This window comes from Polaromonas sp. UC242_47 (assembly GCF_044452385.1).
GTDB lineage: Bacteria > Pseudomonadota > Gammaproteobacteria > Burkholderiales > Burkholderiaceae_C > Polaromonas.
Window position 1 is genome coordinate 1 of record NZ_JBIOAO010000004.1, and the last position, 15,679, is coordinate 15,679.

The 15,679-nt window shown below is 62.3% G+C and carries 21 protein-coding genes; 1 reads left to right on the forward strand and 20 read right to left on the reverse strand.

Annotated features, from left to right (window positions below):
• Positions 1 to 409 precede the first annotated feature (409 nt).
• The 12 genes from ACHMXK_RS23455 to ACHMXK_RS23510 all read right to left on the reverse strand — a co-directional run bounded on the left by ACHMXK_RS23455 (position 410) and on the right by ACHMXK_RS23510 (position 10,483).
• Complete coding sequence (locus ACHMXK_RS23455) at positions 410 to 1,237, reverse strand: DNA adenine methylase (protein WP_397436581.1); 828 nt, start codon at positions 1,235 to 1,237, stop codon at positions 410 to 412.
• Positions 1,203 to 1,430 (reverse strand): Com family DNA-binding transcriptional regulator, encoded by a 228-nt coding sequence (locus ACHMXK_RS23460; protein WP_397436579.1) that lies wholly within the window; start codon positions 1,428 to 1,430, stop codon positions 1,203 to 1,205. The genes ACHMXK_RS23455 and ACHMXK_RS23460 overlap by 35 nt, the downstream gene beginning before the upstream one ends.
• Positions 1,431 to 1,970 carry a hypothetical protein gene (locus ACHMXK_RS23465; protein WP_397436577.1) on the reverse strand — a complete coding sequence of 180 codons (540 nt, stop codon included), beginning with the start codon at positions 1,968 to 1,970 and terminating at the stop codon, positions 1,431 to 1,433.
• A gap of 568 nt (positions 1,971 to 2,538) precedes the next feature.
• Positions 2,539 to 3,234 (reverse strand): hypothetical protein, encoded by a 696-nt coding sequence (locus ACHMXK_RS23470; protein WP_397443115.1) that lies wholly within the window; start codon positions 3,232 to 3,234, stop codon positions 2,539 to 2,541.
• A gap of 9 nt (positions 3,235 to 3,243) precedes the next feature.
• Positions 3,244 to 3,837: a putative phage tail protein gene (locus ACHMXK_RS23475; protein ID WP_397436573.1), complete on the reverse strand. Its 594-nt coding sequence runs from the start codon at positions 3,835 to 3,837 to the stop codon at positions 3,244 to 3,246.
• Complete coding sequence (locus ACHMXK_RS23480; RefSeq protein WP_397436571.1) at positions 3,837 to 4,964, reverse strand: baseplate J/gp47 family protein; 1,128 nt, start codon at positions 4,962 to 4,964, stop codon at positions 3,837 to 3,839. Before ACHMXK_RS23480 ends, ACHMXK_RS23475 begins: the two co-directional genes overlap by 1 nt.
• On the reverse strand, positions 4,961 to 5,551 hold the full coding sequence (locus ACHMXK_RS23485) for a phage GP46 family protein (protein WP_397436570.1): 591 nt from the start codon (positions 5,549 to 5,551) through the stop codon (positions 4,961 to 4,963). Before ACHMXK_RS23485 ends, ACHMXK_RS23480 begins: the two co-directional genes overlap by 4 nt.
• A 58-nt stretch (positions 5,552 to 5,609) precedes the next feature.
• Positions 5,610 to 6,155 carry a phage baseplate assembly protein gene (locus ACHMXK_RS23490; protein WP_397436568.1) on the reverse strand — a complete coding sequence of 182 codons (546 nt, stop codon included), beginning with the start codon at positions 6,153 to 6,155 and terminating at the stop codon, positions 5,610 to 5,612.
• Complete coding sequence (locus tag ACHMXK_RS23495) at positions 6,152 to 7,273, reverse strand: phage baseplate assembly protein (protein ID WP_397436566.1); 1,122 nt, start codon at positions 7,271 to 7,273, stop codon at positions 6,152 to 6,154. The genes ACHMXK_RS23490 and ACHMXK_RS23495 overlap by 4 nt, the downstream gene beginning before the upstream one ends.
• Positions 7,273 to 8,610 carry a DNA circularization protein gene (locus ACHMXK_RS23500; RefSeq protein ID WP_397436564.1) on the reverse strand — a complete coding sequence of 446 codons (1,338 nt, stop codon included), beginning with the start codon at positions 8,608 to 8,610 and terminating at the stop codon, positions 7,273 to 7,275. Before ACHMXK_RS23500 ends, ACHMXK_RS23495 begins: the two co-directional genes overlap by 1 nt.
• Positions 8,611 to 8,612: 2 nt before the next feature.
• On the reverse strand, positions 8,613 to 8,903 hold the full coding sequence (locus ACHMXK_RS23505) for a hypothetical protein (protein WP_397436563.1): 291 nt from the start codon (positions 8,901 to 8,903) through the stop codon (positions 8,613 to 8,615).
• The gene (locus ACHMXK_RS23510; protein ID WP_397442606.1) at positions 8,900 to 10,483 is read right to left on the reverse strand and encodes a phage tail tape measure protein; all 1,584 of its coding nucleotides are present in this window, start codon (positions 10,481 to 10,483) and stop codon (positions 8,900 to 8,902) included. Before ACHMXK_RS23510 ends, ACHMXK_RS23505 begins: the two co-directional genes overlap by 4 nt.
• Between ACHMXK_RS23510 and ACHMXK_RS23515 the strand changes: the two genes are divergently transcribed.
• Entirely contained in the window at positions 10,470 to 10,706 is a 237-nt protein-coding gene (locus ACHMXK_RS23515; RefSeq protein ID WP_397436560.1) for a hypothetical protein, read from the forward strand. The genes ACHMXK_RS23510 and ACHMXK_RS23515 overlap by 14 nt on opposite strands.
• A gap of 109 nt (positions 10,707 to 10,815) precedes the next feature.
• Here ACHMXK_RS23515 and ACHMXK_RS23520 read toward each other — a convergent pair whose 3' ends face one another.
• The 8 genes from ACHMXK_RS23520 to ACHMXK_RS23555 form a co-directional block, all read right to left on the reverse strand.
• On the reverse strand, positions 10,816 to 11,238 hold the full coding sequence (locus tag ACHMXK_RS23520) for a hypothetical protein (RefSeq protein ID WP_397443116.1): 423 nt from the start codon (positions 11,236 to 11,238) through the stop codon (positions 10,816 to 10,818).
• Between the two features lie 127 nt (positions 11,239 to 11,365).
• The gene (locus ACHMXK_RS23525; protein ID WP_397436556.1) at positions 11,366 to 11,737 is read right to left on the reverse strand and encodes a hypothetical protein; all 372 of its coding nucleotides are present in this window, start codon (positions 11,735 to 11,737) and stop codon (positions 11,366 to 11,368) included.
• A gap of 34 nt (positions 11,738 to 11,771) precedes the next feature.
• Positions 11,772 to 13,256: a phage tail sheath subtilisin-like domain-containing protein gene (locus ACHMXK_RS23530; RefSeq protein WP_397436554.1), complete on the reverse strand. Its 1,485-nt coding sequence runs from the start codon at positions 13,254 to 13,256 to the stop codon at positions 11,772 to 11,774.
• A 57-nt stretch (positions 13,257 to 13,313) separates the two neighbouring features.
• Positions 13,314 to 13,574 carry a hypothetical protein gene (locus tag ACHMXK_RS23535; RefSeq protein ID WP_397436552.1) on the reverse strand — a complete coding sequence of 87 codons (261 nt, stop codon included), beginning with the start codon at positions 13,572 to 13,574 and terminating at the stop codon, positions 13,314 to 13,316.
• Positions 13,575 to 13,584: 10 nt separating this feature from the next.
• Entirely contained in the window at positions 13,585 to 14,235 is a 651-nt protein-coding gene (locus ACHMXK_RS23540; RefSeq protein ID WP_397442604.1) for a hypothetical protein, read from the reverse strand.
• Complete coding sequence (locus ACHMXK_RS23545) at positions 14,232 to 14,771, reverse strand: phage virion morphogenesis protein (protein WP_397436548.1); 540 nt, start codon at positions 14,769 to 14,771, stop codon at positions 14,232 to 14,234. The genes ACHMXK_RS23540 and ACHMXK_RS23545 overlap by 4 nt, the downstream gene beginning before the upstream one ends.
• On the reverse strand, positions 14,768 to 15,280 hold the full coding sequence (locus tag ACHMXK_RS23550) for a phage protein Gp36 family protein (protein WP_397436546.1): 513 nt from the start codon (positions 15,278 to 15,280) through the stop codon (positions 14,768 to 14,770). Before ACHMXK_RS23550 ends, ACHMXK_RS23545 begins: the two co-directional genes overlap by 4 nt.
• A complete protein-coding gene (locus ACHMXK_RS23555) occupies positions 15,280 to 15,636 on the reverse strand; it encodes a hypothetical protein (RefSeq protein WP_397436545.1) in 357 nt (118 codons plus the stop codon). The genes ACHMXK_RS23550 and ACHMXK_RS23555 overlap by 1 nt, the downstream gene beginning before the upstream one ends.
• Positions 15,637 to 15,679 lie beyond the last annotated feature (43 nt).

Sequence of the window (15,679 nt, forward strand, 5' to 3'; positions counted from 1 at the left end):
GCAGTAGCGCGCCGTTTGGTTTGAGCTAGAGAAGCGTTTGGTTTGATCCAGCATTTAAGCAACAAAACGCCGCAATTGTGAACCAGCATTAAAACGGCTTTGAAGAGCGTTCATGGCTCCGGCGCTATTCGGTGAAGCTGAATTCAGTCTTGCAGTGCTTGCACCTGGCCAAGCCAGTTCCGACCGGGCTAGTAAGAGGCACAAGCCGCCCCTCGTTGCCAGCCATGAAACAAACCGGACAGGGCAGCGGTTGGCCTGGATGGCCAACAGCCCAATTCCAGCCAGCCTCCCAGCCGTTCAGCACCGGCTGACCTGCACCAGCCTCATTCAGCTGGCGCAGGCATTCGTCATGAAGATGATCCAAAGCAGCCATGGCGTCCCTTTTTGATCGAAGCCCACAGTATGACTGTCAGGGTTTGAAGTTGCTGATCACCAGCTCGCCCTTGGCATCCCGCCCCTTCCCTGACGCCCCTACCGTGTAGTTGACCGTGATCCGCTTCATGGTGTGCCCTTTGAAGGCCTGGCGCATTTCCGGGATGTCGTTGACGCTGACCACTGCCTTGCCCTTCATGGTGCCCATGAGGGCGGCCATCTGGTCGTAATGCTCCAGCCCGAACTCGACGCCGTAACCCTGGGTGCCCCAGTACGGCGGATCCAGGTAGAACAGGCTGTGCGGCCGGTCGTAACGCTTAAAGCAGTCTGCCCAGCTCAAGTTCTCAATAAACACCTGGTGCAGGCGCAGGTGGACGGCGCTGAGCTGCTCTTCCAGCCTTAAAAGGTTCAAGCGGGCGCCACTGGTCGTGGCGGTCCCAAAGCTCTGGCCATCGACCTTGCCGCCGAAACCGAGTTTTTGGAGGTAGAAGAAGCGCGCCGCCCGCTGGATGTCCGTCAGGGTCTCAGGCGGGGTTTCCTGCAGCCATTGGTAAATCTGGCGGCTGGCCAGCGCCCACTTGAAGTGCCTGACGAACTCTTCCAGATGATGCTGGACGACCCTGTACAGGGTGACCAGGTCGCCATTCACATCGTTCAGCACCTCTACCTTGACCGGCTCCTTGATGAAAAAGAGCGCGGCCGCCCCGGCGAAGGGCTCAACGTAGCAGCTGTGGTCGGGGAACAAGGGCAGGATGTGGGGCGCCAGGCGGCGCTTGCCACCCACCCAAGGCACCAGTGGCATGGCTGGGGCGTCTGCCCCGTTCGGGTTGTTAAGGGGCGCTACGGCCCCGGTTTTGCGCGTCATTGTCGTTTCCATTCTTGGACGACGCTCGACGGCGTGCTGGTGGGGCGCTCTGGCTGCTGGGATCAGCGGCACTGGCTCTCAAGATGTTCAAGGCCCCACAGCGGGGGCACTTGATGTTTAGGCTGGTGTAGCGGCCTTCGCCCAGCTTGCGCTGGCAGCTGCCGCACCGTATTTCTTCTAGCTTTTCAGGCATTTAGACCGTGTAAACCACCGCCTCCATTGCAGCGCGACCAGCCAGCTCGGCGGCTGCTACGCCTTCGGCGTCCACAGCCTGGCGGATGGCCAGCTTGGCCCGCAGTCTGGCGGCGCCGCGCAGGTCAAAGGCGACGGCCTGCGCCTCGGTCCATTTTTGAACCACGACATTTGCGGCCTGCTCATTGGTCACGCCGTAGCTCTCGGCCAGGGCTTTGACGCGCTCGGGCGCTGGCTCAGCCTGGTTTTCCAGCCAGCGCTTGGCCACCATGTAAGCCGCATCGTATTCAGCCTTCAGGGCGCTGTTGGGCACGGCTTGGTCGAACAGTGCCTGATAGTGGCTGTCGATGGCGGCTTGTGCGGCCGCCTTGGCAGCGTCCACCAAAGATATCAATTCTGCCCACTCGCCCTCGACCAATTGCCACCGACCGGGCTCAAGCAAAAAATCATCAGGAACATCAACGGGCAAGTCAGTACCGTTGCTGTCAACATAGCCCCACGCGGTCAAAACGCCGGACGCGTCAATAAATGCTTTTTTCATCAGGAATCTCCATTTGATACGGCGTAACCGAAAACGGCGATGGTTAGCGCAACACTCGTATCCGACACCGTGTACAAAACACTCTGACCCACGTTGGGCACGGTGATGCCTTGATTCGCGTAGCCGGAGATCGTCACGTTCAAAGACGCGAAGATGACGCCAGCAGCGAGGCGGATCGAAGCCGACCGGGAGGTGCCCGCCCCATTGCTGAGCGAAAAATCCAAATGCGCTCGCAGCGCGTTTGGGGGCACATACGGGGCCAGACTAACCGTCGCCTCGGCGGTAGACGTGCCTCCGGACAAGGCGAGCTGCGTCGCTTGGTAGCCAACCCACCCGCCGCGAACGTAGACCCGCCTCAGAATGCTGGCCCCGTCGTACCACTGCGGGTGCGAATATGCCCAATGCGTGTAACCCGCGGGCAGCGCTGGTCCTGCGGTGGGTGGCTGAAGGCTAGAAAGTGTGATCAACGTTCCGGTCGAGGGGTTCAGGGCCCAATAGAAATGCACCCATGAAGACGCCGGGAACACTGCGGCTCGATCCCGCCCATTGGCGGCAGGACCGGCCACTGTCACGTCGTTGGTGATGGTGCCCGGTGCCGCCTTGCGGATGGTCTCGCCGGTTGCGGGGCTATACACAATGACAACATCGGCGAGCAGATCGACCTTGGAATTCGGGGTAGCGGCGTTGCTTTGGGAAGCATTGTTAACGCAGCGCGAAAAGCCCTCTTCAGCCCGTCAACAAAGGCGACAGTAGACCAAGCGGCGCCGCCGTCTGAGGCTACCTTGCAGGCTTTGCCGGGGCTGAGCGTGAAAGAAGTTAGAGCGCCGTCAATCGTATCTGCCCCTGCGCGGTTGACTGTGGCCATGTTTGCCGAAGCGTCTTTTCGTCGGAAGTCAAATTTCAAAGCCGACAGCGCGTTGGCCGCTGGCAGCGTGACGCTCGCGTTGCCAGCCGTCGCGTCCATGATCACCAGCCCGGCGTGGTCTTTAGTCAGCACAAACGGCGAGTTAGCGGCGTTGACCGTCGTGACATTGCCGCCGAAAGCGGCCTTTAACGCGCTGAGCAGCACCTTATAGGTGGCGGGCACTGCTGGGTCAAACTGCGCGCCCGCCTGACCGCCGAATTTGACGACCTCCATCAAGGACCATATCAACGAATTCATGTCTTTTTTTGTGACCGCCGTCGGGACAGCGGCATTGTCCTCATGCCGGTTAAAGCCCGTGCCCGCGTCAACAACAAAGGCGTTTGATTGGGTGTAATCCATGGGTTTTCCTCAGATAAAAATGACGTTGACTTCATACCGGGCGTGCACGATGCGCTGCAGGTAGCAGGCCAGCTCGCCGCCGTTCAAAGTGCCGATGCGCAGGCGGTCGCCCACGCGGTTGACGCCCACGCGAAAAGGGGCGGTTTCGAGCGTCACTGTGATCCACAAGCGGCCATTGAGCGCGCCCAGCCGCTCGCCCACCCGGTTACGGCCCACACGGAACGGCGTGTTGTAGCGGACGGTCGCCTTGTAGCCCAGCCAGGCGCAGATCGCCTCGATGGAGCCGGTCGCCGCAGGGCTCGAATCCCCATAAAACAACTCAACTGGCCGTAGCCTGGCCAGCAACAGCTTGCGGCGCAGGGCCAGGGGCTGGTCAAGTCCAAAGCAGGCATCCGGCAGGCCGGTGGATTCTTCCCATTCGGCCATGCGGTTGACGGTGGTGGCCGGTTGCCACTGGCGCACCGTTTCCGCGACGACTTCGTGGTGTTCGTTAAACGATGCCGCCACGCCCCTGATCACCCGCATCAGCGTCGAGCGCGGGTCGCGTGGCCATGCGAAGCCGGTGGGCAGCAGGTTGGCAAGGGACTGGAGAAACTTTTCCATCACGGGACAAAGGTAAAACTGCCCGACGCCAGCAACTCATAGATGCTGGCCACCGTGAAAATCCCGCCCTCGGTCAGCACGGGCGACATGATGTTGTGGTTGTACTCACCGGGCGAGGCGCTGATCACTTCCTTGACGTGGCTGTGCGGAATTTGCCCACCGGGAATCGCTTCGCGGAAAAACAGGTCTTGCACCGCCGCAATGACCGCCTTGCGGTTATCCGCCGTGTCCGGCGTGATGGACAGCACCCAGTTCTTGGTCACCGCCGTGGGAATGATCACAAACAGCTCATCGGGCGGGCCGCGCTTGGGGTCGCGTATGTAGTCCAGCACCTGGCGCTGTTGCATGGCGCTGGGCAGGCCCGGCGCTACATTGCCATCGGCCATGATGATCACGCCCGCCGAGGTCGGCCCAGCCGGGTTGCGCACGCCCCACGCTCGCGTGATGCCAGGTAGCTGCAACGCCCAGCGCACATAGTCTGCCGGGCACCCGCCCATGGGTTCATTGCTCAGGCGCTGCTGCAGGCGGTAAATGGCCTGGTCGTCGCTTTCCTGGTCCGCACCGCCGCCCAGACCGTCTACGCCGACGGTGAAGGCCGAATCAATGCCGTTCATTGGCGATACAAGCGTCAGCTTCAGCCCCGCCACGGCGTTGCCGGCAATGCCGGTCACGGTGGCAATCAGGCCAGGCGTGACCGTGCCGCCAACAGCCACGGCGACGTCTGACGTGACCCTGAACTGTCTGCCCTGGTCGTCGGCCATCAGCGTGCCGGTGGTCAGCAGCGTGCCGGGCACCCCCGTGCCGCCAGCCGGGCCGATAGCTGCAGCGGGCTCTTTGCGCTTCAGGCCGTAGGTTTCCAGCCAGCCGTCCAGAAACTCGCCGACCGACTTGATGGGGATGGCCTGCCGTGCGATGAAGTCGCGCAGGTAGCGGTAGGCGCCGTGCAGCCCGGCGCCCTCTACAAAGGCCAGCGCCTTGACGTTGGAGCGCGCCAGCTCCAGATCGACGGAACTGAGCGAGGCCGGGTCGGCAACCTGCGCCGCCTGTGACAGGCTTTGCTGCAGCAGGCGAGCGGCGTTTTCCGCCGCTTGGCGGATTGAGGGGATGGGTACGTTTAGAGGGGTCATTGGCCGAACCTGCGGATGGATGTGCCCCACAGCACGTCGTAAACGGGCGTGACCTGGTTGGGCTTGTAAATCTGCGGCCGAACAGCCAGCCGGTCGAGGCCTTCGCCGGTCCACAGGGCGGTCACGTCAACGCGGCTGGCAATGCCAGCGCGAATGAGCCAGCGCAGCCCTTCCTTGCAGGTGAACTCGACCATGCCCAGTACGTCGTCTGTCACCTTGCCGGTGTAGTACAGCCATAGCAGCGTGCCCCAGTCGTCGCGCTGGTCGGTCGCGCTGCTGGCCATGAACTCATCGCCCACCCAGCCGCGCCGGTTGGTTTCATTCGCTGGCAGCATGTCGTCAAGGCTGGCCCGTGCGTCTGTGAAGAGCGAAAGGATGATGGGTGTTGCCAGCGTGTCTTCCAGCTCCAGCGCATAGGTGACCAACTTCTCAACAAACTGCTGCGGCGCGCCGGTTGGGCTTCCGAAGTCTGTCCACGGGTAGTCGGACGGCGCTGTCGGCAGGGTCAGCCGCCAGTCAAACGGCACAACGCTGGCCATGCCGCCGCGTGCGCTGCTGGGGAGGGGTCGAGTAGCCACATCAAACATGCAGCCAGTCTCGGTTCTTAAGCGTTTTGGGTCTTGGTGAAACGCTTCACCAGCGGGGTCAGTTGTTTGGCCCGGTGCGGACGCCCGTCTCGTTGTGGTCGTGGCCGTCGAGGTTCTTGCCCGCAGCCGTCACGCCCAGCGCGCTAACGCGGCCCGCCGCAAAGGTGGCATTACCGCCACCTGTGAGGCCGTTTTTCACATCCAGCGTGTCGCCGACCGTGGCCTTGGTCGACATGGCCACGGTCGGCGTGTTCAATTCAACCTTGACCGCCGCGTTGACCCGGTAAATATCACAGTTGGTCTCTACCACCTTACCGTCGCGCAGGGTCACGTTGTGGCCTTCCTTGTGCCATACGCTTACCTCGTAAGCGGCGAGCCTGGGGCGGTCTGCAATACGGTCCATACGCAGAACGATCACGGTGCCGTCAATGGTCAAAACCAGTCCTTGCCCGTCCACCACGTTGGCGGCAAAGCCGTAATCCTGCATACGCTCGATAGCGTCCTTGGCATCGTTCTCCGTTGCCTCGGTGCGCACGGTCTGCACCAGGCCCTCTTTCAGGCTGCGCAAACGCGCACGGCGCAAGAAGATGGCGGGCGTACTCACCGTGCCCCGCCTTGCGCCTTGTCACGCGGTCCGCGTGCGTGGTTGGTGGTATTGCCCTTGTTCCCGAAGTTGCGATGCTTGACCTTGGTTTTGAGTGGCGCGGTGTCGTAGGCCTCGATGGGCCGCACGACGACCTCTGTCACGTCGCCCTCCTTGAGCGTGCAGTGCTGCTTGACTTGGCAAAGCAGCCATTCCTCACCGTCAAGACCGGCAATGTCGTCATACACCGGCACGCGCTGATTCAGCGGCCACGGCGCGCCCTGGTGCGTCCACCCCTCTAGCAGGTACTTGAAGCCGAAGGCGTGGCCACGTCGGACGCGGGCGGTGTGGTCAACCAGGGTCTGCAGATCGGCTTGCGTGATGTTGCCGTCAGCGTTGATGACCAATGGCATGTAGCGGGTCACCTCGGGGTCTTTGGCCATGGCCTTCAAGCTGCGGGAAGTCTCAAAGTCGGCAATAGTGTTTTGCTGGCCGTAGGCGATGTACTGGCTGTGACGTTGCTCATCAGAGCCTATGCCCTGCATGCTGATGACGTTTTGGCCGCGCACGATGGCGCCGGTGAATTTGGTGGTGCCCGCCTTGGTCAGCAGCAGGCGGCCAAAGTCGTCGCGGGTGACCAGCACGCCGCGCAGCCGGGCCGCCCTGGCCAGAGCGTCAACCACCGACTCACCGTGGGATAGCTTGAAGTCATGCAGGGGCGCCCCGGTGTCGGCGTCCACCTTCACCTCTATGCCATAGGGCGCCAGCAAGTCCCTGGCGACCTGCTCAAGCCGGGCGTTGCGCCACTGGCCGCCCTTGTGGATGGCCGAGCAGCGCACCAGGTCGCCCGTGCGGTCGCGGCCTGTGACGCGGTAGCCGCAGTTGTCCTTGTCGTAAAACGGCTCAGCGGCCAGCACAGAGCCGGTAATGACCTGCACGCCGCCAATCCGCACCGTTATGGCGTCCTGGCGCTTGATGGCCGGGGGCTGACCGGGAATCATGGACACGGGGATGCTGAAAGTGCCACTGATCGCCTCAAGGCTGCGCTCGACTTCGCTTTCCAGCCAGCCTTCGTACTCAAGGCCTTTCACCTCGACCGTGATCTTGACGTTGTCCCGTGGTACGCGCCGCTCGGCCATCAGTCGTGCCTCACGATGCGCAGCGGCCTGCCGGGCTGCGCCAGCAGCGGGTGGCGAATGTGCGGATTCATGGCCATGATTTCGTCTGCGTAGTCCGCCGTGCCAAACAGCTTGTAGCTGATGGACCAGATGGATTCCCAGCCTTGCGGCGTGTACGTCGTCAGGCGCACCAGGTCACGGCTGCGCACCTGCAGGTCGGCCAGCGCTGCGGTGTGCAGTTGCCGCATGGCGTCATGCCATGAGGTGGCCGTCAGCCCGCCCGACGGCGTCATGCTGGACGCCTCCATCAACAGGCGCGTGCACTGGTTGTTAATGACCGTGCGCAGCGCCAGCGCTTCGTCATAGGCTGTCAGGTCGGTATCGGCCACCACCTGCACATAGCTCGCCGTGGCCAGCGTTTCGAAAAGCTGGTCACTGGCGGCGGTCAATTGGGTCAACTGCTGGCGGGCGGCGGTATCGGTCTGCAGGGCGGCCGGATTGCCCGCGCCGTAGATCACCAGCCCGGCATCACCGCTGCCCCCCGCATGGCCGCTACTGGCCGGGGCCGGGATCACAAAGCTTTCAAAGTCGTTTCGGGCGACCTTTTTATCAAGGTCAAACCCCCAGCTAAAGGCGCTTTGAAAGGCTGCGGCGGTCGCTGCCTGCAGGTCGCTCGGCAGGCTGAACAGGTTGGCGATCTCGCTGGCCAACTGCTGGGGCACACGTACCAGGTCGCCCAGATTGGCGCGCATGGTCTGGTAGCCGCCGATCAGCCCATTGCTGTAGTCGCCCAACCCGGTCTGCACGCCCTTGAGCTGGCCCCACACGCCGTCTAGCGACGAGGTCAGGTTCTTGATGGCGCCGTTGACAGCCCAGCCCGGCGCCTTGAGTAGGTTCCAGTCAATCTTGAACTGGTCCTGCGCGGCCTGGGATGCCGCCTTGGCCGCGTCTTTGGCCTGGCTGCCGGTGTTGGCCACGCCCACCGGGTAGCGGCGTGCCTCGGCCCGAACAAAGGTCAGGTCGAAGCGGGCCATGCCGCCCTCTGCGGTCGGGTTCTCCTTGATCGTGGTCTTGCCCACCACGTAAACGCGGATCGCGCCGGCCGTTGGATGAATCAGCACGCGCTCGCCCGTCAGCACTGCACGCAGCGCCTCGCGCTGTTCGATGTAATCGTCGCCAATCACATAGGCTGAAAACTTGATCTCCTCCACGCCATCGCCCATGCGAAAGACAGTCGGCAAGTCCTGAAATGGGTATTCGCGCAGGACAGTGTTGTCACCGAAACTGACGTCGATGCTGTCCACGTGAAACGGCACACCGGCCAGGCTGGCGCGTTTGAGTTGTTCGAGCCAACCCATCTTTAGAGTCCTGCAGGGTTGGTGGCCCCGGCGCTGACCTTGACGCTTGACATGGGCGTAGTCAGCGTGGTGCTGGCAGAAGCGCGCTCATCGGTCACCCGAACGTCCACGGCCAGCTTGCCTTCGCCCAGCTCGATCTTCGTGGTCTGGCCCATGGCCATGGCCTGGTCGGCGATGCTAGGGGTTGTTAGGCTCAAAAGGCGCGGGTCGTTGTAGCCCTTGCCTCTCAGTCCATCCCCGTTTTTACGAGCATCAGCCGCATTGAGCGTGGCGATGTCCGCGTCGCTTGTCATAAACAGTTCGCTGGCCAACGCCAGCCCTGAGCCGATCCAGCCCAGGCTGCGCATTGCGCCTGCCACTTCCCCCCGGCGCTCGCCCCGGCTGCGGGCGTAGCGCCCTCCAACACGGGGAAGGCGCCGGGAGAACCTCCGGCACGTGGCAGCCCACCCCCTGGCCCGCCAAACCCCGGAAGTCCCCCAGCATTCTTTGCCCCTAACAAACCAAGAACGGCCAGCGCAGTTGCAGCGCCGCCAGCGGCTGCGGCAAGTCCGCCGACAGCCAGCTTTGCGCCTTCGATGTACTGGGCGAACTCGGGGTATTTTTGGTAAAGCGCGGTTGTGCCCTCGGCAAATTTGCCAAGCACCGCGTTGAGCCCACCAGTGCTGCTGGTCTGCGCAAAAAGCTCCGAGTTGGCCTTTTGCTGCATCTTGTAGTCATTGGTCTGGGCGATGGTCTCGAAGTCCTGTCCGCCGATCTGGCCCTTGGCCAGGCCCGTGGCAGCGATCTGATCCTTGTAATAGTCGCGGTTGTTCCGCAGCGCCACCAGCGCCTGCATGGACTGCTGGTTGTGGAACAGCTTTCCCAAGGCGCTACCCTGAAAAAGCGCCGCCTGCTGTTGCATGATTTCTTGCTGCTCGGGCGTGTACAGCGGCTGGCCACCTTTATCTCTGGCAATGCCCCCGGCCTTCAGCTTGTTATCAAGGGCCATGTAGCGTGGGTCACTGTTTGCCACGCGGTCGGCAAGGCCAACGATGCCGGTGATCGCATCGCCGCCTTCGGCAATATGTTTGGCAATGGCGTCCGAAGGGCTGATGCCAAGTTTCTTGGCCGCCGTCATCAGCGCGTGGCCATTGATCATGGACAGCAGGTCTTTAAAGTTCGTGCCCGCCTCGTCCTTGGTGCCAGCGGTCAGACGAGACGTTTGCACGCCTGCCAGCATGGACTCGTAGCCCTTCATGCCGCGCAGGCCCGCCATGCTACCCGCAGCGCCGACCTGTGGCATCCACTTGGCCAGGCTGTCGAACTCCATGCTGCCCCCCTTGGTTGACTGCAGCGTCTTGTCCAGCATCAGGGGAATGTCCTTTGCGTCGAGCTTGAGCGACCGCAGGCCGTAAATCACGAGCTGGGCGATGTTGGCCGGATCAGCGTTGCCCGACGTCGCGTATTTCTGCATGTGCGGCAGCACGGATTCCACAACGTCCTTGTCGATGTTGGCCGCGTACAGGTCGTTCATCGCCTTGAGGGCCGAATCCCTTGTCCCGCCGCCGCTGCTCACGGCACTTTCAATCTGCTTGTTCATGGCCGCCATACCCTGCTTGCGTGAGCCGTATGGGAAGGCGATGTTGGCCGCGTCAGCCAGAGAGCGCTCATAGGTCCGTTCAATCTTGAGCGGCTCCGCCAAAACCGCTTTAGCCGCCTGATAGCCCGCAAACCCTGCAGCACCGGCCTTTCCCAGCTTGACGGCCGTCGCGCCCAGCCGTTCCATCCGGGCGTGCGCATGGTCAACCGACCGCGCCAGGCGCTGCATGTAGCCGATCTGCCGCTCGGTGCCGGTGTTGTTCAGGAAGCGCAGGTAAGCGGTGTCCAGCTTCACAAAAGACCCCGTGGTCTTGTCCACCGACGACTTGATGGCGGCTTGCGACTGCTCCAGCGCCTGCGCCTCGGTGCGCGCCTTGGAGCCGATGTTGCTGGCCAGCTCAAGAAAATACTTCAGCTTTAACTCACGCATGGCGGGTCATTTCGATTTGGTCAATTGCTTGACCATCGCCTTAAGTCTGGCCTTCGGCAGAACTTCCAGCGAAGTCGGCGAGCAGTGAAGGGCCAGACTCAGGAAGGTCAGCAACCGCTCCCACTGTTGGAGCCTGGCCCGAATGCTGTGGGGGCGAATTGATCGGCTTTGACGCGCCAGCGACGGCGCTGTCAAACTCAGCCTGCGTGATGTTGCCGTACCGCACTTCGCTGGCCAGTGTCAGCAAGAAAGATGCGCTGTTCGATCAGCTCAAGGTCGCGGGACGAGAGCCTGTCGTACATATCCAGATCAATCAGCCCCCGCGGGATCACCGTGTCGTCGCAATGAAACGATTCGATGTGCAGCATGTTCAGCACGTGTTTGAAATTGGAGTCACTGACCAGCAGCTTCCAACCACCGCCCACCATCATCGCGCGCTCGGACAGCGCCTCGGCCTTGCGTTCGTCGGCTACGTTGGTGTCGCGCAGGCTGACGACCTTGTAGAGGATGTCCTTGCCGCCGCTTTCCAGCTTGAGCCCGTCGGCTAGAACGAGTTTGTAGAGGTTGTCGATCCGCACTGCGGGGGACGACTCGGCATTGGGGGTGCTTTGTTCGGTCATGCATGCAGTGTCCGGCTGCAGGCGCTTTGGGTCTTGGTGAAACACTTCACCGCGCCAATGAAAAAGGCCGGTATTACCCAGCCTTCTTCATTTCGGTGCGACTTGCACCAAATCGCAAACTATCCCTTTAGAGCCATTGCGGCTCAGAAAGCACGTTAAACGTGATGTCCACCGAGCCGCCGCCGAGGTCGCCCATCTCGCCGAAGCTGCATTTGGTCATCAGGCAGCGGCGGCCAGTCTGGCTGTCGCGGGCCGTGATCTGGATGCCGCGCAGCTTGTTGTAGTCGCCCGGCTGCTGGTTACTGCCGAACTGGATTTTTGCCTTGAAGATGCGCGGCACGCGGGCGCGCTTTTCAAAGTCATCACCGCTGGCGCTGGGCACCACGGTGTTCGTGAAGCTCGCAAAGCCGGAGGCGATGCCAGAGCCGTCTTCGAAAGGCAGTGGTTTTCCATCGACCGTGATCTGGTCGATGTGCAGCAGCATGTTTTCAGTTCCCATTTATCTCTCCTGAAGTTGAAAGGTTTGTTGCTGCCTAGACCTGGCCAGCGATGACGTTGCTGGTGATCTCGGTCTGGTAGTGCTGCGTCACGATGACCGGCTCGTCCAGAATCTTCAGCTTTTCGTTCGGGCCGTCCACCTCGACCACGATCGTCTTCTGGTAGTAAGGCATGTTCTGGCACAGCCCGGCATCGCAGAAGAGCTTGTACAAGCCGAGCATGATTTCCTCGCCCAGCTCCTTGGTCATGATCTTCTGGCCAGGGATCGGATCAGTGATGTACTGCGCCAACTTGTAGCCGGTGTACTTCGTCTGAAACTCGGTCACCCGGAACCAGCGGTAGTAGCTCATGGTCTTGATCCACATCAAGTTCGCCATGCTGCGGTCGGGCGCGCCGCCCGCCGTCTGCGTGTAGTTCGTCACCATGCGCCAGAGGCGACCCGTGCCATCCTGGTCGATCTGCAACGGTGAGCCGCCAAGCGCCAGCAGGTTGCCCTTTTGGTCGTCGGTGAGGTCGTCGCCCTGTTTGGGGCCAACGTAGCCGACCAGCAGCGATGTGGGTGGGATGGCCGGGTCAATGGCTGCGCTGCTCTCGATGGCGGCACCAGCCATGGCGGCGGTTTCCCAAGGGCTGGTCAAGTCCTTGCAGGTGGTCATGGTGTGCACGTGCGGGCTGTTGCGGGTCGAAAGAAGCGTTGTCAAAGCGCTTTCGGTGCCACGCGCTCCGACGACGATTGCGCCGTCCCGCATGTTGTTCTGCAACCAGCGCACGGCCATTTCGGTTTCCAGCAGTCCCATGTTGGCGCTGTCAGTGAAAGGGTTCACGATCTCGGTCGCACGATAGCCCAGCATCTTCTGGATGACCGGCGTCACGTCCGGTGCGACCGCACCTGCGGTCATAGCCGGGAGAGTGACGGTCAGGCCAACCGGCAGGTAGTCGTCGGCATAGTGCTGCGTGACCAAGCTAATGTCATTGCCGGTAGGGCCGCCCCATTTGCAGGTAACAACCACCTCGCCGGGGTTGGCGTTCGTCGCGGCGGTCACGGGCAGCTTCGGAATGGCGCTGATTGCGGCAGCCAGCTTGGCGGCAATCGTCGTCGGCGTGTCCGAGGCGATAACGCCAAAGCTGATGCGCTGGCTGGCGATGTAAAACATGAACTCGCCAGAAGTCCCCAGCGTAGCGCCTGCGGTCGCAATGACCACCGTGCTACTGGCCTTGACGGCCGCGGTGCCTTCAGCAATGCAAATCGTGTCAATGGGCAGGCCACGGTCGGCGTTCGCTTTCGCGGCGCGCCACAGGATCAGCATCAGCGAGCCTTCACCGAACAGAGTCACAGCGTCGGAGTCCGTCGTCACTGTCAGGATGGAGTTTGTGGCGGCGGTGCCGGCCGCCAGCTTGTGGGCGATCAGCAGCACGCGACGGGGCATGCCGCGCATGCCGCGAATGGCGCGGGAAAAGTCAATCTTTGCGGCGACGCCCGGCAGCAGAAAGCCGAGGCTAAAGAGGTTGGGCAGTGACATGGGTAGGCTCCAGTTAAAAGGTTTTGAAAGGCGTTTGAGGCCGCTTTAAGTTCCGCTTCAGCTCACGCGCACCAGGCAGCCGTCTTCAAGGCGTCGCAGCGTGGTGACCGTCACCGTTTGCGGCGTCTCCTTACCTTCCTCGAAACGGGCGCCGGTTTCGTTGTTGACCAGCACCTGGCCCTCGGCAACCATCACGCCGCAGGTTGAGCCCAGCGCAGGCATGGGTAGCGGCGTCTTCGGCTTGCCGCTGATGCCGATGGTTCCAGCGGCCAGCGCGGCGATTTGTGATGTAGCGGCTTGCGTGTCGTTTTTGGCCATGTCAGCTCCTTTAGGGTTTTTCAAAATCAATTTTTTCCTGCACATCGGGGACGATGCTCGTGTCAGGCGTGTCGCCAGGCGCTTGGCCGCCTCGGGCGGTGTCGTAAATCTCGACGTGGCGCATGTTCGGCCTGTCCGCGTAGGGCACATCAGGGCGCTCCTGGTTGAGCGGGATCACGCCCTTGGCGCACTGATACCAGTCCACCATCCAGAGCGCCTGCCCCTGTTCATCGACGGCGCGGTTGTAAAGGTTCTCGCACGTCGGCTCATCGTCCAGTCCCACGATGGTGACGCCCTGCGCCTGTATGGCGCTGGCGTAGGGCTGTTGAGCCATAGGCGCCCACTGGCGCAGCAGCACAGACAGGTCTTCGGCCAGGCGCATCGCTTCCGTCATGCGCGCCTCGCGGCTCTTGGCGTTCTTGGTCACCACAAAGGCGACCATGCGGTGGTTCTTGGCGTGCCGGCCTGTCAACCGCCCGCCCTCGTCCGGCTTCTTCCAGCCGAGCAGGCTGATCAGGATGGCCGGGCAGTTGTAGCTAACGTTTTTCATTTCAGCGGTCGAGAACTCACCCGCGTAGGCGCGCACGTCCTTGACCTGCGCCTTGGTAAAGCTGGCGCGCACGTAGGCCACGGCCTGTTCAAGCAACAACACGCCGCTCATTGGATACGCCCAATCGCGGCGACCATGAAGTCACCGATGGCGCGTTCCTGCGCGGGCGCCACGCCCAGCACGGGTCTGGCCGTCATGGTGAAGCGGTGGCCGAGCCGCCCGGTCTCGCCGCCAAAGTGATGGATGGCCGCATAAATCAGCGCCGAGCCGATCTCTACGCCGCTGCCCGCGAGCTGGTAGACGTAGCTGTCATACAGATGGTGCCGGTCGATCAGCGTCTTGCCTGCGGCGCGCACGTTGCCCCTGACACGACCCTTGCTGCGGTTGTTGGCCTTCCAGTGCGTGGTGCGGCCCTGCGCGGCTTTGCTGGGCGGCATGGCGGTGCCGTCAAACAGGCGCTGACCGTCGAAGTTGTCCTGCACGTTGCCCAGCATGTACTCGCCGATCTCGCGGCGCACGGCGATGAAATGCGAGTTGTTGAGCCGCTCAAGACCGCGCAGGTGCCGCGTGATGGGCGTGGTGTCCAGCGTTTGCTTGATATGGGTAGATTGGGAGCCCGCGCCCCAGACCGAATAAACGCCGCTCATCGTGCCACCTTGTGCGCGGCCCAGTTGTAGGAGCTGGCGGCCGGTCCGAAGCGGATGCGGCTTTTGCCGGGCAACGTTTCACCAGCCGGATTGACCAACTGAACGGTGCCGCGTGACACGTCTTTGAGCCAAGCGCGCCACGTGTTGCAGCAATCGTCCATGCGCTCGGTGGCGTTGTCAGGATCATCAGACAGGCTGCAGCGCACCAGGGCCATGCAGCACTCATTAAGCGTGCCAATGTTGACGTCATCGGCCGACAGCGGCAGCGTGACGGCGTTGCGAAGGTAGCCGTCCATGAAGCTGCTGCTCGTTTCGATCTTTCGCACGAACCGCGCCAGCGCCCCAGTAGCAGCGTCCTTTTCCTCCTGGCTCGGCGCACCCGTCCACACTTCTGCAATGGCGTCAGTCAGAAGCTGCTCGGTGAGCAAGTCCTGCTCATCGGCCAGCAGTTGCGTGACTTCCTTCAGACCGTAGGCCTGAATGACTTGCTGGGGCGTGGCGTAGGGCATCAGGCGCGGGCCGTCTTTCGGGCGGCAGTTTTTGCAGGGGCCGTCTTGGTCGCGGGCTTGGAGGCTTTGGCCTCTGCGACCGCTGCTGCAACCGGCGGCGAGATCAGCGTGCCGGCACCTGCAGCGTTTGCATCGGGGCCTGGCGCGGCAGGGCTGCCAACCGCGCTACCGGCCTCTTCGATGGCATCGTCCTCGTCGGTAGCCGGCCTGGCGTGACCCATGGCCTCCAGCTCGTCGGATTGCTGCTGAGTGAGCCCCTTGACGCGGGCGCCGGTCGGGTGGACGCGGCCATTGAACCGAATTGGCTCAATTGCGATGATGTCCACCAGCACCGCCTCTTCGTTTAGCTTTCCCATGTCGTACTCCTGTCAATAAACAAATGGCGGGGGCTTGGGGTTA